This window comes from Streptomyces sp. NBC_00076, assembly GCF_045041235.1.
GTDB lineage: Bacteria > Actinomycetota > Actinomycetes > Streptomycetales > Streptomycetaceae > Streptomyces.
The window spans coordinates 5,193,322-5,208,113 of record NZ_CP108242.1; the positions used below are offsets into that span (position 1 = coordinate 5,193,322).

A 14,792-nucleotide genomic window follows, 5' to 3' on the forward strand; every position below is an offset into this window, starting at 1 on the left:
ACCCCCCTTGACGCTGACCATCGCCCCCCGCGTCCGGACCCTGGTGCTGCTGCTCCTGGCCGCCGCCGGACTGCTCCTCACCACGGCCGCTCCGGCCTCCGCGCACGCCGCGCTGACCGGCAGCGACCCCCAGCAGGGGGTGGTGGTCGACAAGGCACCCACCCAGGTCTCGCTGACCTTCTCCGAGCAGGTCTCGGTGTCCGCCGACTCGTTGCGCGTGCTGGACCCCAAGGGCAAGCCCGTGCAGAACGGCAAGCCGTCCAACGTGAGCGGCACGACCTACGCCGTGCAACTGCACGGCGGACTGCCCGACGGCACGTACACCGTCACCTACCAGGTCGTGTCCGCGGACAGCCATCCCGTCTCCGGCGCCTACACCTTCTCGGTCGGCGCGCCCTCCTCCACGTCGGTCGCGGTGTCCGGCGGCGCGGCGGGCGGCGGAGTGGTCGGCTGGCTGTACGGGTTCGGCCGGTACATGTCGTACGCCGGTTTCATCGTGCTGGCCGGCGGCGCCGCCTTCGTGCTCGGCTGCTGGCAGCGCGGCTCCGGCGTACGGGCCATGCAGCGGCTCGTCGTCTCCGGATGGCTCGCGCTCACCTCCGCCACCCTCTTCCTGCTGCTCCTGCGCGGCTCCTACACCGGCTCGGGGAAGATCGGCGACATCTTCGACCTCGACCTGCTCGGACAGGTGCTGCAGACCAAGACGGGCGCCGCGCTGGTGTCCCGGCTGCTGCTGCTCGCCGCGGCGGCACTGTTCATCGCGGTGCTCTTCGGGGCGTACGAGAAGCGGGAGAACGAGGAGAAGCGGGATCTGACCTTCGGGCTGGCGATCGGCGGGACCGTCGTGGCCGCCGGAATCGCCGCGAGCTGGGCGATGTCCGAGCACGCCTCCGTCGGGCTCCAGGCGGGCATCGCGATGCCCGTCGACATCGTCCACCTGCTGGCCGTGGCGTCCTGGCTCGGCGGGCTCACCGCGCTGCTCGTCGGGCTGTACTGGGCGCCCTCGGACCGGCCCGTGGACACGGTCGCCGTACGCCGGTTCTCGCAGGTCGCCTTCGGCAGCGTGGTCGCGCTCATCGTGACCGGCGTCTATCAGTCGTGGCGCCAGCTCGGCTCCTGGTCGGCGTTCACCGGCACCCGGTACGGGCAGCTGCTGCTCGTCAAGATCGGGCTCGTGGCGCTCCTCGTCGGCATCGCCTACCTCTCACGACGGTGGACGGCACAGCTGGCGGACACGGTGGTCCAGCGGACCAAGCCGCAGAAGCAGCGGGTCACGGCCAACGCCGCTGCCGGTGACACCAAGGCCGCCGGTGCCGGGGGTGCCTCCAAGGGGGACGGTTCGAAGGGCGGCGGTGCCTCGAAGGGCGGCGGTTCCAACGGCGGTGGCTCCAAGCGGGCCGCGCAGCTCGCCCGGCAGCGTGCCGCGGTGGACACGGCGCGGCAGAAGCGGGCGCGGGACGCCGACCCGAACCGGTTCGGGCTGCGCCGCTCGGTGCTCGCCGAGGCCGGGGTCGCCGTGATCCTGCTCGCCGTCACCACCGTGCTGACGCAGACCGAGCCCGGGCGCACGGAGGAGGATGCCAAGGCGTCCGCCACGTCCTCGTCCTCCTCCTCGGACTCGGCGTCCGGCGCGCTGACCCTCGACATGTCGTTCGACACCGGAGGCGAGGACGGCAAGGGCGTCGTGACGGTCGACCTCGACCCCGCGCGCGTGGGCGGCAACGAGATGCACGTCTATGTCCAGCGACCCAACGGACGGGCCTTCGACATCCCCGAGGTCAAGGTCGCCTTCACCCTGGAGTCCAAGGACATCGGGCCGCTGCCCGTCGTCCCCGACCACATCACCACCGGTCACTGGTCGGCGAACGGAGTGCAGATCCCCGTGGCCGGCGAGTGGAAGATCGCGGTGACCGTGCGGACCTCCGACATCGACCAGACGACCGTCTCCAAGAACGCGCAGATCGGCTGACCCGCGACATGCCTGACCAGTCCATTCCGGAGGCCCGCGACCGGGCCCGTATCAAGGCCGGTACTGAGGCCGGTGCCGAGGCCCGTACTCAGGCCGGTACGCCGGCGCCGGAGGAGGTGGCCTCCGACCAGGCCGGCCCGGCGGCGCAGGGCCTCACGCGGCGGAAGCTGCTCGGGACCGCCGGTGCCACCGGGCTCGTCCTCGGTGCGGCCGGCGGGGCCGTCGGGTACACCGCCAAGCCCGCCGGGACCACGCCGCTGACCTCCCTGGGCAGCGGTCAGGCGATGTTTCACGGGAAACATCAGCCCGGAATCACGCAGGGCCTGCAGGCCTGTGGTCACCTCGTCTCCTTCGACCTGGCGGCGGGTGCGGGCCGCAAGGAGGCCGCCGCGCTGCTGCGCCGCTGGTCACGGACGGCCGAGCGCCTGATGGAGGGCGAGCCGGCACTCCAGGACGACACGGACGTGGCCCGGGACGCCGGTCCGTCCTCCCTGACGATCACCTTCGGCTTCGGCCACAGTTTCTTCGGCCGGACGGGGCTGGAGAAGCAGCGCCCGGTCTCCCTGGACCCGCTGCCCGACTTCTCCTCGGACCACCTCGACAAGAAGCGCAGCGACGGCGACCTGTGGGTGCAGATCGGCGCCGACGACTCCCTGGTCGCGTTCCACGCCTTGCGCGCCCTCCAGAAGGACGCCGGCAGCGCTGCCCGGATCCGCTGGCAGATGAACGGCTTCAACCGCTCGCCCGGCGCCACCTCGCATCCCATGACGGCCCGCAACCTGATGGGTCAGATGGACGGCACCCGCAATCCGAAGCCGGCCGAGCCCGACTTCGACCAGCGGATCTTCGTACCCGAGTCCGGCACGCCCGCATGGATGGCGAACGGCTCCTACGCCGTCGTACGCCGGATCCGCATGCTCCTGGACGACTGGGAGAAGCTCTCGGTCAAGGCCCAGGAGCACGTGATCGGGCGCCGCAAGTCAGACGGGTCGGCGCTCTCCGGAGGCACCGAGACGACCGCGATGGACCTGGAGAAGACCGACGCCCAGGGCAACCTGGTCGTCCCGATCAACGCCCACGCACGCATCACGCGCCCCGACCAGAACGGGGGCGCGGCGATGCTGCGCCGCCCGTTCTCGTACCACGACGGCTTCGACGCGGACGGGGTCCCCGACGCGGGCCTCCTCTTCGTCTGCTGGCAGGCCGACCCGGTGCGCGGCTTCGTCCCGGTCCAACGCAAGCTCGACCGCGGCGACGCCCTGTCGCAGTACATCCGCCACGAGGCCAGCGGCCTGTTCGCGGTGCCGGGCGGGGCGGCGCGGGGCGAGTACGTGGGGCAGCGGCTGCTGGAGGGGTGAGGTCACCCCTGAGAGGGGCGGGGCCAGGAAGGTTACGCCGGGTTTCACAAGGCCCATTAGGGTGAGGTCATGCCAGCGAGTTATGCGTATCTCGGTCCCGAGGGCACCTTCACCGAAGTCGCCCTGCGCACCCTTCCGGAAGCGGCGACCCGGGAGCTGATTCCGTACGTGTCCGTGCAGTCGGCGCTCGACGCGGTCCGCGGCGGCGAGGCCGAGGCCGCCTTCGTGCCGATCGAGAACTCCGTCGAGGGCGGAATCACCACGACCCTCGACGAACTGGTCGCGGGCGCGCCGCTGATGATCTACCGCGAGGTACTGCTGTCGATCACCTTCGCGCTCCTGGTCCGGCCCGGCACCGAGCTGACGGACATCAAGACGGTCTCCGCCCACCCGGCCGCCCAGCCCCAGGTACGCAACTGGCTCAAGAAGAACCTCCCGGACGCCCACTGGGAGTCGGCCGCGTCGAACGCGGACGCCGCCCGCCTCGTCCAGGAGGGCCAGTACGACGCCGCCTTCGCGGGCGAGTTCGCGGCCGCCCGGTACGGCCTGACGGCCCTGGAGACCGGGATCCACGACGCGGAGAACGCCCAGACACGGTTCGTGCTGGTCGGCCGCCCGGCCCGGCCCGCCGCGCCGACCGGCGCCGACAAGACGTCCGTCGTCCTGTGGCAGCGCGACGACCACCCCGGCGGCCTGCGCGACCTGCTGGGCGAGTTCGCGACGCGAGGCATAAACCTGATGCTGCTGCAGTCCCGGCCCACCGGCGCCGGCATCGGCAACTACTGCTTCTGCGTCGACGCCGAGGGCCACATCTCCGACCGCCGGGTGGCCGAGGCCCTGACAGGACTCAAGCGGATCTGTCTCCAGGTGCGCTTCCTCGGTTCGTACCCGCGTGCGGACGCCGACGTGGCGGACGTACGGCAGCCGTACATCGGCACCTCCGACGAGGAGTTCGTCGCGGCGGCGGACTGGGTGGCACGCTGTCAGGACGGACGTTTCTAGGACGTTTCCAATCGCTCCTACCTGCATATTTTAGTTATCCACAGGAGTTATCCACAGGCTGGCTTCTCGACCTGGGGACAAGTCGACAACGAAGCGCCACCTAGTCGACAAATCGCCCTACAGCGCTCAAGTTCATCCACAGTCCCGTAGGTCACCCTTCGTCCACCCGTTTCCTTTACTCCATCCCTTGGAGCGACTCATTTCCACTCGAAAGTGGGCGGGAGGGTGGTTTGACTCGGGCCCCGTTCGCCCTGAGAGTCCGTTCCGGAATGATCACTTCCGACATCCACAGATCTTTCGCACACCCTGTGGATAACTTTTCGGGGCTGTGGATCCCTGTGGATGAACGAGCCTCCAAGTCCCGCTCCCCGCAAGGGAATCGAGTCAACCCCACACCTCTCACCTCCCCCGTCCCAGGGAGTGAGACGCCTTATATTGACACGTTCGGCAATTCGCTCATAACGGAACGTAAGCTGCGATTCGGTACGCCTCGGAATAGTGAGTCGTGAGCCGTCACCCCGCACCGGTAGCCTTGAGCGCGTGATTGACCTTCGCCTGCTCCGTGAGGACCCCGACCGTGTGCGCGCGTCCCAGCGCGCCCGTGGAGAGGACGTCGCGCTCGTCGACTCCCTTCTCTCCGCCGACGAACGGCGCAGGTCGTCCGGCGTCCGCTTCGACGAGCTGCGTGCCGAGCAGAAGGCCCTCGGCAAGCTCGTTCCCAAGGCCTCCGGAGACGAGAAGGCCGAGCTGTTGAAGAAGGCGAGCCAGCTCGCCGCCGACGTCAAGGCCGCCGACGCCGAGCGCGACACGGCCGACGCCGAGACCCAGGAGCTCCTCCTCCGGCTCAGCAACCTCGTGCACCCCGACGTGCCCGTGGGCGGCGAGGAGGACTTCGTCACGCTGGAGACGCACGGCACCATCCGCGACTTCGGCGCCGAGGGCTTCGAGCCCAAGGACCACCTGGAGCTCGGCACGACCCTCGGCGCGATCGACGTCGAGCGCGGCGCCAAGGTCTCCGGCTCGCGCTTCTACTTCCTCACCGGTGTCGGCGCGCTGCTGGAGCTCGCCCTCGTGAACGCGGCGATCGCCCAGGCCACGGCGGCCGGCTTCACGCCGATGCTGACGCCCGCGCTGGTCCGTCCGCAGTCCATGGCCGGCACCGGTTTCCTCGGCCAGGCGGCCCAGGACGTCTACCACCTCGACAAGGACGACCTCTACCTCGTCGGCACCTCCGAGGTCGCGCTCGCGGCGTACCACATGGACGAGATCATCGACGCCGACCGTCTCCCGCTGCGCTACGCGGGCTTCTCGCCCTGCTTCCGCCGCGAGGCCGGCTCGCACGGCAAGGACACCCGCGGCATCTTCCGCGTCCACCAGTTCGACAAGGTCGAGATGTTCTCGTACGTCGACCCGGCGGACTCGCAGGCCGAGCACCAGCGCCTGCTGGAGTGGGAGAAGCAGTGGCTGACGTCCCTGGAGCTGCCGTTCCGGGTCATCGACGTCGCCTCCGCCGACCTCGGTTCCTCGGCCGCCCGCAAGTTCGACTGCGAGGCGTGGATCCCGACGCAGGGCAAGTACCGCGAGCTGACCTCGACCTCGGACTGCACCGAGTACCAGTCCCGTCGGCTGTCGATCCGCGTCCGCGACGGCAAGCGGGTCAAGCCGCTGGCGACGCTGAACGGCACGCTGTGCGCCGTACCGCGCACGATCGTGGCGATCCTGGAGAACCACCAGCAGGCCGACGGCTCCGTCCGGGTCCCCGAGGTGCTCCGCCCGTACCTGGGCGGCCGGGAGATCCTGGAGCCGGTCGCCAAGTGAGCACGTCCGCCGTACCGGGTTTTCCCTACCGCCTGATCGCGACCGACCTCGACGGAACGCTCCTGCGTTCCGACGAGTCGGTCTCGCAGCGCACGCGTGAGGCGCTAGCCGCGGCTACCGCGGCGGGTGCCGCCCACATCGTCGTGACGGGCCGCTCGGCCCCGTGGACGCGGCACGTCCTCGACGACCTCGGCTACGACGGCCTCGCCGTCTGCGCCCAGGGTGCGCAGGTGTACCACGCCGGTGAGCACCGCCTGCTGACGTCGGTGACCCTCGACCGGCAGCTGGCCGGAGTGGCGCTGGCCAAGATCGAGGCGGAGGTCGGCCCGCTTCATCTCGCGGCGAGCCGGGACGGCCTGGAGGGCGAGGTGCTGGTCGGCCCCGGTTACGCGGTCACCGGCAAGCTCCCCGCGACCCCCTTCACGGACGCTTCCGACCTGTGGACCGCCCCGCTGAACAAGATCTACATACAGCATCCGTCGCTCACGGACGACCAGCTCGTGGAGGCCTCACGCCAGGCGGCGGGCGGCTTCGTCACGGTCGCGATGGCCGGTGAGGGCATCGTCGAGCTTCTCCCCCTCGGCCTCTCAAAGGCGACGGGACTGTCCCTGGCTGCCCGCCGCCTGGGCATGAAGGCGGCGGACACGATCGCCTTCGGCGACATGCCCAACGACCTCCCGATGTTCGCCTGGTCCTCGTACGGCGTGGCCATGGCCAATGCCCACGAGGAACTCAAGGCGGTCGCGAACGAGGTGACGTCGTCCAACGAGGAGGACGGGATCGCGGTGGTGCTGGAGCGGTTGCTGGGTCTGTGACCCGCAGGACTTCTCCGGGCACTGAACCGGGGGCTCCTTGCAGTCCCAGTCTCAGTGACAACGTCTCGCGGAGGATGCACGAATCGAACGTGCGCGGGCTTTTCAGGCCCGACCTTGACTCGCCACTGATGGAACACAGCGCAAGCCAGTGCCTTACCACTCGGCCAATCCTCCGGGTGGGCGGCCTCACGCGGAGTGGGATCCGCGTGCTCGAAGCGGCCGCCCCGGGCAGCTCCCCGTACGGGGCGGACTCGACGGAGGAGTAACTACTCCGGAGTCCGCCACGGGCTGCCCTGGTGGGAGCTGGACGTACTGTCGTGCGTGGACACCATCCAGCTCCTCCCCAGTGTGTGGCGCCGGCTCGATCCCGGCGACGTGGACATCACCACTGTGCCGGTACGTCGAGTTCGGCGCCACTGATTAACGGGTGGCCCCCAACTCCCTCACCGGCGGCGCCACCTGCGCCGACGTTTGCTGAAGAACCACCCCGCGGGCGGCTCGTCGGAACGCCAGGGCTGGGGCTCGGGCTTCTCGGTGCGCCAGCGCGCGGCGAGCATCCGCGCCCGCGCGGACGGTTCGGCCGTCTCGGCGGACCGTATGAAGTCCTCGTCCAGGACGAGGTCGTCCCAGACCTCGTCCTCGGCCCGCCCGCGGCCGTCGTGCTCCGGCGTCTCGCCTGCCATGCCCGACCTCCTAGCCGTACGCCGCGTTCCCCTGTTCGCCCCGCGTCGGGCCCCATTCGCCCAGTGTGCCCGGGCAGAGGTGAAGCCGATGTCAACGCATCGGGACGCCTACTCCTCGCCCGCGAGCGTCAGCGACCGGAGCTTCTGCCCCGCGTACCAGGTGGCGAGCGCGGTGACGGCGACCAGCAGGACCGTCGCCGTCGTCAGTCCCACGTCCGAGGTCACCAGGTCTCCGCCGGCGACCTTCTGGGCCACCGCGAGCGACCACTGCTGGACACTGAGCGTGCGCGCCCCGGGCACCAGGGACCCGAACAGGGCCTCCCAGACCAGCGCGTAGACGAGTCCGAACACCACCGCGTGCCGCGACACCGTGCCGAGCAGCAGGAAGAGCGCCGCGTAGGCGATGGAGGCGACCAGGGCGGCCACCGTGTAGGCCACGGCGACCTGTTGGCCGTTGCCGTTGAGGATGAAGCCCGCGATCAGGGTCGGCACCGCCGAGAACACCATCGTCACGGCGATGGCGACGGTGAGTTTGGTGAGGATGATCGTCGGCCGTTTGATCGGCTTCGACAGCAGGTAGACCACGGAGCCGTCGTCGATCTCGGGTCCGATCGCTCCGGTGCCCGCGATCACTCCGATGATCGGCACCATGGTGGCGAGCGCGAGCCCGCCGAGCAGGTCGGACGCCGTCTGGTCGTCGGCGCCGGCCAGGCCGCGCACCACGATCGCAAGGACGATGAGCAACAGCGGCAGGGCGCCCAGGATGAGGGCCCGGCGCCGGCCGAGCAGGGCCCGATAGGTGAGTCGGGCGACTGTGGGGTCGTACATCTTGGGGCCTCCTACGCCGCGACGAGATACGAGAAGACGGACTCGAGGGACTCGTCGGACGGCGAGACCGTGAGCAGCCTGATGCCGTGGTCCCTCGCGACCCTCGGCAGCAGGGCCGTGAAACGGCCGAAGTCGACGGCCTGGATACGCAAGGCGCCCTCGGCGAGGTCGACCTCGATGCCGGACGTGGACGGGTCCGAGATCAACGCGGCCGCGAGGGCGCGGTCGTCGCTGGAGCGGACCAGGTAGCGGTGCGGGCGGTCGGTCATCAGGCGGCGGATCTTGCGGAAGTCACCGCTGGCCGCGTGCCGGCCGGCGACCACGACCTCGATGTGCCAGGCGAGTTGCTCGACCTCTTCGAGGATGTGGGACGAGAACAGCACGGTGCGGCCCTCGTCGCCCATGCGCCGCAGCAGGTCCATGAGCTGCATGCGCTGGCGCGGGTCCATGCCGTTGAAGGGCTCGTCCAGCAGGAGCAGCGACGGGTCGTGGACGAGGGCGCTCGCCATCTTCACGCGCTGCCGCATGCCCTTGGAGTACGTCGAGATCTTGCGGTCCTGCGCGTACTCCATCTCGACCGTGGCCAGCGCCTTCTGGGCGGCCTTGGCGCCCAGGCCGTGCAACTCGGCGTTGGCGACGACGAACTCGCGCCCGGTGAGGAAGTCGTACATGGCCTCGCGCTCGGGGACGATGCCGATGTGCTTGTAGATCGCCTCGTTGCGCCACACCTGCTGTCCGTCGAGGGTGACGGTGCCGGTGGAAGGGGCCAGGAAGCCGCCCATCATGTTGATGAGGGTGGACTTTCCGGCGCCGTTGGGGCCGAGGAGGCCGGTGACGCCGGGGCCGACAGTCATGGTGATGTCGTTGACGGCGACCACGTTGCCGAACCAGCGCGAGACGTGGTCGATGGTGAGCGTGGTCACAGTCCGACCTTTCGGTAGCGGCGCATCAGGAGGCCGTAGCAGGCGGCGATCAGTCCGAGGGTGGCGAGGACGTAGACCACGCCCTCCCCGTTCGTCGGGCCGACTCCTCCGGGGAACGCCGAACTGGCGCCCAGGAACGCGGACTGCATTCCGTCGATGAGCGTGATGGGCGAGAAGAGGCCCATCCAGGCGATGGACCCGGAGCTGTTCTGTGCCTGGGCGATGGCCTGGAGGGTGGAGACGGCGCCGTAGGAGATGGTCAGGACGGCGATCACGGCAGCGATACCGAAGCCGCGGCGCGGGGTGACCGACGCGATGACCAGGCCGAGGCCGGCGAAGAGGAGCGAGAGCAGTGCCACGGAGACCAGTCCCTGCGCGAACCCCACGGTCTGGTCCGCGAAGTCGAGTTTGGCCAGCAGGGCGCCCACATAGAGCACCAGCAGCGGGGCGGCGGTGAGGACGAACAGCGCCGAGGCCAGCGCCGCGAACTTCGCACGCACGTAGTCGGCGGTCTCGATGGGCCGTGAGAAGTACAACGGCACGGTCTTGAAGCGCAGGTCCCGCGAGACGGACTGGGGTGCCTGCGAGGCGACGTACAGGCTGATGACGGCCTGCATGACGATCGCGTAGCGGGTGTAGTCGACGGGCAGGTCCTTGGCCTTCGTGGCGACCGCGACGGCCACCATGATGGCCGCGGGCACGCACATCACCACGAACATCAGCATCGGCAGCACCTTGGACTTGACCGAGCGGCCGAGGCCGTAGGCGCCGCGCAGGGACTGCGAGTAGAGGGAGCGGCGGGCGTAGGCGCGGCCGAGGCGCGGGCCGTCGTATGCGCGGTAGCCGATGTTGTGGATGCGGGTCTGGTCACCTGAGGGTGTTGCCACGGGGTGCTCAGTTGCCATGGCCGACCGCCTCCTTGCGCTCTGCGTCACGCTGTTCGTCGCTGTCCGTGAAGACTTCGGAGATGTGGTGCCGACGCTGTTCCATGCGCACCAGGCCGAGGCCGAGGTCGGCGACCACGTCGCGGACCAGGTCGTAGGTCTCCTCGCCCTGTGCGGTCAGCAGCAGCACATGGCCGGCGCCCGGCAGGCCGCCGCCGCTGTCGATCACGTCCACCCCTCGCGTGTGAAGCGCGTCGCGCACCGCGAGGGTGCCGTCCGGGTGCTCGTCGGTGTCGGTGACCTCGATCGCGAGGGTCGTGGTGGTCTGGGTGAAGTCGGTGGTGGAGCTGGATCGCAGAAGCTTGCCGCCGTCGACGACCACCACGTGGTCGCAGGTGCGCTCCAGCTCGCCCAGCAGGTGCGAGGTGACCAGGACCGAGATGCCGAAGTCGGTGTGGATGCGGCGGATCAGGCCGAGCATCTCGTCCCGGCCGACCGGGTCGAGGCCGTTGGTCGGCTCGTCGAGGAAGACCAGCTGCGGGTCGTGCACGAGGGCCTGCGCGAGTTTCACGCGCTGTTTCATGCCGGTGGAGTAGCCGCCGATGGGGCGGTAGCGCTCCTCGTACAGGCCGACGTGGCGCAGGGTGTCCGCGGTGCGCTCGCGGGCGGCGGTCGGCGGCAGGCCGGACATGCGCGCCATGTGGACGACGAACTCGGTGGCCGAGACGTCGGGTGGCAGGCAGTCGTGTTCCGGCATGTAGCCGACCCGCTCGCGGATGTCGGCGCCCTTGGTGGCGACATCGAGGCCGAGTACTTCGGCACGGCCCTCGGTGGCGGGGGACAGACCCAGCAGGATCTTGATCAGTGTGGACTTGCCGGCTCCGTTGGCTCCGACGAGTCCGGTCACACCGGGTCCGACGTCCACGGAGAGCCGGTCAAGCGCGGTCACCCGGGGGAACCGCTTGCTCAGGCTTTCGGTCGCGATCACAGTCACGTCTAAGACCGTAGTGACGCGGGCCACGCCGGTCGTCACTCCGCAGAGCTGTCTTCGTATCAACCTGGAGTCGTACGGGGCCCTAGGGGTCCCCCTGAGGTCGAACAACGCCGGGCTGGTTGTCCACATTCGCCCTGTTGTCCACAGCCCGAGGCGGGCCTATTGACGCAGCCTCCAACGACTGTCACATTCGCCGGAGTCAGGTTACGGGCACGTACCGCGACCGGTGTGCGGCGGGGTTCGAGCGTGCGGGACCACGGCGCTGGACGGAGGACAAGTGACGGGCCTTTCGCGGACGGGATCGACCGGGGCGCACGGCGCGCGGGAGCGCCGGGTGCGGACGGGCGGGGTCGAGTTGTGCGTCGCCGAGCTGGGGGACCGCTCGGCACCGACGGTCGTCCTGGTGCACGGCTACCCGGACAGCAAGGAGGTGTGGTCCGAGGTCGCGCCCCGGCTGGCCGAGCGCTTCCACGTCGTGCTCTACGACGTCCGCGGGCACGGCCGGTCCACGGCACCGAAGCCGCTGCGCGGCGGGTTCACGCTGGAGAAGCTGACGGACGACTTCCTGGCCGTCGCGGCCGCGGTCAGCCCGGACCGGCCGGTGCACCTGGTGGGGCACGACTGGGGCTCGGTGCAGTCCTGGGAGTTCGTCACGGTCAAACGCACCGAGGGCCGGATCGCCTCCTTCACCTCGATGTCCGGCCCGTCCCTCGACCACCTCGGCCACTGGATCAACGAGCGCCTCAAGCGCCCCACTCCGCGCCGGGTCGGCCAGCTGCTCGGCCAGGGCGCCAAGTCCTGGTACGTGTACCTGCTGCACACGCCCGTGCTGCCGGAGCTGGCGTGGCGCGGCCAGCTCGGCAAGCGCTGGCCCCGCATCCTGGAGCGCGTCGAGAAGGTTCCCGGCGGCGACTACCCGACCTCGTCGCTGGCCGTGGACGCGGCGCACGGGGCGTGGCTGTACCGCGACAACGTCCGCGCCCGGTTGCGCCGACCGCGCCCGGACGCCTACGCGCACGCACCCGTGCAGCTCATCACGCCCCTGGGGGACACGTTTCTCTCGGAGCGGCTCTGCGACGAACTGGAGCGGTGGGCTCCGCAGTTGACCCGGCGGGTGCTGCCGGCGAAGCACTGGATCCCGCGCACCCGGCCCGACCAACTGACGGCGTGGATCACGGAGTTCGTGATGTCCGTGGAAGGTGGGACGCGCGCTGCCGGGGCGGCGACCGGCAAGTACGCCGAGCGGTTCGGCGGGCAGCTCGTGCTGGTCACCGGCGCGGGCAGCGGCATCGGGCGGGCCACCGCGTTCGCGTTCGCCGAGGCAGGCGCGCGTGTGCTGGCCGTCGACCGGGACGCGGAGGCGGCGCTTCACACCGCCGAGTTGTCCGGGCTGCTCGGCGCGTCCGAGGCCTGGGCGGAGACGGCCGACGTCTCCGACGAGCGGGCCATGGAAAAACTCGCCGCGAAGGTCGCCGCCGAGTACGGCGTGGTGGACGTCCTGGTGAACAACGCCGGCATCGGCCTGTCCGGCTCCTTCCTCGACACCACCCCCGAAGACTGGAGGAAGGTCCTCGACGTCAACCTGTGGGGCGTGATCCACGGCTGCCGGCTCTTCGGCAGGCAGATGGCCGAGCGCGGGCAGGGCGGGCACATCGTCAACACCGCGTCGGCGGCGGCGTACCTGCCCTCCAAGTCTCTGCCCGCCTACAGCACCTCCAAGGCGGCCGTGCTGATGCTCAGCGAGTGCCTGCGCGCGGAGTTGGCCGGTCAGGGGATCGGGGTGACCGCGATATGCCCCGGCATCGTCAACACCAACATCACCTCCACCGCGCGGTTCGCGGGCGTGGACGCCGCCGAGGAGAAGCGGCGTCAGAAGCGCGCCGCCCGCCTGTACGGGCTGCGCAACTACCCCCCGGAGAAGGTCGCCGACGCGATCCTGCGGGCGGTGGTGCGCAATGAGGCCGTGGTCCCGGTGACGCCCGAGGCCCGGGGTGCCCGCCTTCTGTCCCGCCTCATGCCGGGGGCGTTGCGGGCCGTCGCACGGCTGGAGCCGCCGCTGTGAGCCACCGCATTGCTCCGCGCCGGGTCGCTTTCGACTTCTCGCGCGGTCCGCTGCACCGGATCCCCGGCGGACCGAACGCGCCCCATGTCATCAACTCCGCATTGCAGACCCAGGTCAAGCACCTCGCCGTGCACGACACGGCCGTGCAGAAGATCGTGTTGCCGTCCTGGCGGGAGTTGGGCGCCGCAGCGGCGCGGCATCTCTGGTGGTCGTACCACCCGTCGAGACAGGGGCCGTTGGGCCGGACGGTGGCGTATCCGGGGCAGTCCCCGGCGGCGAGGGCGGGCACGTGACCGGCCCGGCAGGCGACTCCGCCCATCGAGCCGGCGGCCCCGCGCACCGGACCGGCGGGCCTTCCCCTCGGATCGCGGACCCAGCACACCGGACCGGCGGGCCCTCCCGTCCGACCGAGGACCCCGTCCACCGGATCGAGGACCTCGCGCACCTCAGTGGGGCCACGGTCCGGACCATCCGCGCCTACCAGGACCGCGGCCTGCTCCCCCGTCCGGAGCGCCGCGGCCGGGCCAATGTCTACGCGGACGCCCATCTGGCGCGCCTGCGTCAGATCGCCGACCTCCTCGACCGCGGCTACACCCTGGCCGCCATCAAGGAGTTGCTGGAGGCGTGGGACGCGGGCCGGGGCCTGGACGGGGTGCTCGGGCTGGTCGCCGAGGCCGACGGTCCGTGGACCGACGAGAAGGCCGTACGGATCTCACGCGCCGAGTTGGACGAGCGGTTCGGCGGCACCTGGAACGACGAGTCGGTCGCCGAGGCCGTGGGGCTGGGTGTGCTGGAGCCGGTCCCCGGTGACGACGACGTCTACCTCGTACCGAGCCCTCAAGAGCTGGCCGTGGCCGTCGAGTTGCAGGCAGCGGGCGTTCCGCTGTCCGCGATCTCGGTCCACCTCCGGGAGTTGAGGGTCCAGGTCGAGCACATCGCCTCCCGTTTCCTGGAGTTCACCACCGAGCAGGTCTTCGCCCACTGTCTTGACGGACCACATCGTCCGACTGCCGCGGACACGGCCGTGGCGGCCTCACTCATACGTAAGGTGCGACCCCTCGCGCAGCAGACAGTGGATGCCGAACTCACCCGGGCCATGAGCCTGTTCGCGCTACGGCATCTGCGTTTGCACCTCGGAGCGGAAGAAGCCCCGCCGCCTGAGGACCGGACGCGGTGCGTGGCGATGCCTGCGGAGACAATGAGGGCTGTCGAGGGGCTGGTTGGCTCTGAGCGGGCGTCTGAGTTCATCGCGCTGGCCGCCGAACGAGAGGTGCGGGCCCGGGCCTTGGACCGACTCGCCCCAAGTCACGGCACGTCAGTTGATCTTGATGAAGCGCCTTGATTCAAAGGGTAGTTGTCCACAGAATCGCCAATTCCCCTGTGGATAACCACACTTGGCTGTGGATCAAACATCCGGAGCAAAATCATTCGCGTGATTCACATCTCTCCCGGCACG

General features: G+C 70.1%; 13 protein-coding genes and 1 tRNA gene. 8 read left to right on the forward strand and 6 right to left on the reverse strand.

Translation table 11 applies throughout. The features are described 5' to 3' along the window. Positions 1-7 precede the first annotated feature (7 nt). The 5 genes from OHA64_RS23595 (at position 8) to OHA64_RS23615 (ending at position 6,962) form a co-directional block, all read left to right on the forward strand. Positions 8-1,969, forward strand: coding sequence for a copper resistance CopC/CopD family protein (locus OHA64_RS23595; RefSeq protein ID WP_405616192.1), 1,962 nt, complete (start codon positions 8-10; stop codon positions 1,967-1,969). Positions 1,970-1,977: 8 nt separating this feature from the next. Continuing rightward, complete coding sequence (efeB, locus tag OHA64_RS23600; protein ID WP_405616194.1) at positions 1,978-3,327, forward strand: iron uptake transporter deferrochelatase/peroxidase subunit; 1,350 nt, start codon at positions 1,978-1,980, stop codon at positions 3,325-3,327. A gap of 69 nt (positions 3,328-3,396) precedes the next feature. Continuing rightward, positions 3,397-4,329, forward strand: a complete 933-nt coding sequence (gene pheA, locus OHA64_RS23605; RefSeq protein WP_405616196.1) for a prephenate dehydratase — start codon at positions 3,397-3,399, stop codon at positions 4,327-4,329. Positions 4,330-4,869: 540 nt separating this feature from the next. Continuing rightward, positions 4,870-6,147: a serine--tRNA ligase gene (serS, locus tag OHA64_RS23610; protein WP_405616198.1), complete on the forward strand. Its 1,278-nt coding sequence runs from the start codon at positions 4,870-4,872 to the stop codon at positions 6,145-6,147. Beyond that, a complete protein-coding gene (locus OHA64_RS23615; RefSeq protein WP_405616200.1) occupies positions 6,144-6,962 on the forward strand; it encodes an HAD family hydrolase in 819 nt (272 codons plus the stop codon). Before serS ends, OHA64_RS23615 begins: the two co-directional genes overlap by 4 nt. Before the next feature lie 68 nt (positions 6,963-7,030). On the opposite strand, the gene OHA64_RS23620 is transcribed toward OHA64_RS23615, so the two are convergent. The 6 genes from OHA64_RS23620 to OHA64_RS23645 all read right to left on the reverse strand — a co-directional run bounded on the left by OHA64_RS23620 (position 7,031) and on the right by OHA64_RS23645 (position 11,268). After that, positions 7,031-7,136: transfer RNA gene (locus tag OHA64_RS23620), tRNA-OTHER, on the reverse strand. A 269-nt stretch (positions 7,137-7,405) separates the two neighbouring features. Then, positions 7,406-7,645 carry a hypothetical protein gene (locus tag OHA64_RS23625; protein WP_405616202.1) on the reverse strand — a complete coding sequence of 80 codons (240 nt, stop codon included), beginning with the start codon at positions 7,643-7,645 and terminating at the stop codon, positions 7,406-7,408. 108 nt (positions 7,646-7,753) lie between these two features. Beyond that, positions 7,754-8,473, reverse strand: coding sequence for an ABC transporter permease subunit (locus tag OHA64_RS23630; RefSeq protein ID WP_405616204.1), 720 nt, complete (start codon positions 8,471-8,473; stop codon positions 7,754-7,756). A gap of 11 nt (positions 8,474-8,484) precedes the next feature. Continuing rightward, on the reverse strand, positions 8,485-9,396 hold the full coding sequence (locus OHA64_RS23635) for an ABC transporter ATP-binding protein (RefSeq protein ID WP_405616206.1): 912 nt from the start codon (positions 9,394-9,396) through the stop codon (positions 8,485-8,487). Continuing rightward, positions 9,393-10,301 carry an ABC transporter permease gene (locus tag OHA64_RS23640; protein ID WP_405616208.1) on the reverse strand — a complete coding sequence of 303 codons (909 nt, stop codon included), beginning with the start codon at positions 10,299-10,301 and terminating at the stop codon, positions 9,393-9,395. Before OHA64_RS23640 ends, OHA64_RS23635 begins: the two co-directional genes overlap by 4 nt. Next, the gene (locus tag OHA64_RS23645) at positions 10,291-11,268 is read right to left on the reverse strand and encodes an ABC transporter ATP-binding protein (protein ID WP_405624069.1); all 978 of its coding nucleotides are present in this window, start codon (positions 11,266-11,268) and stop codon (positions 10,291-10,293) included. Before OHA64_RS23645 ends, OHA64_RS23640 begins: the two co-directional genes overlap by 11 nt. Before the next feature lie 283 nt (positions 11,269-11,551). On the opposite strand from OHA64_RS23645, the gene OHA64_RS23650 reads away from it, so the two are divergent. The 3 genes from OHA64_RS23650 (at position 11,552) to OHA64_RS23660 (ending at position 14,678) form a co-directional block, all read left to right on the forward strand. Next, positions 11,552-13,336, forward strand: a complete 1,785-nt coding sequence (locus OHA64_RS23650; protein WP_405616210.1) for an SDR family oxidoreductase — start codon at positions 11,552-11,554, stop codon at positions 13,334-13,336. Then, positions 13,333-13,629, forward strand: a complete 297-nt coding sequence (locus OHA64_RS23655) for a hypothetical protein (RefSeq protein ID WP_405616212.1) — start codon at positions 13,333-13,335, stop codon at positions 13,627-13,629. The genes OHA64_RS23650 and OHA64_RS23655 overlap by 4 nt, the downstream gene beginning before the upstream one ends. Before the next feature lie 71 nt (positions 13,630-13,700). Next, positions 13,701-14,678 carry a MerR family transcriptional regulator gene (locus OHA64_RS23660; protein WP_405624070.1) on the forward strand — a complete coding sequence of 326 codons (978 nt, stop codon included), beginning with the start codon at positions 13,701-13,703 and terminating at the stop codon, positions 14,676-14,678. Positions 14,679-14,792: the final 114 nt, after the last annotated feature.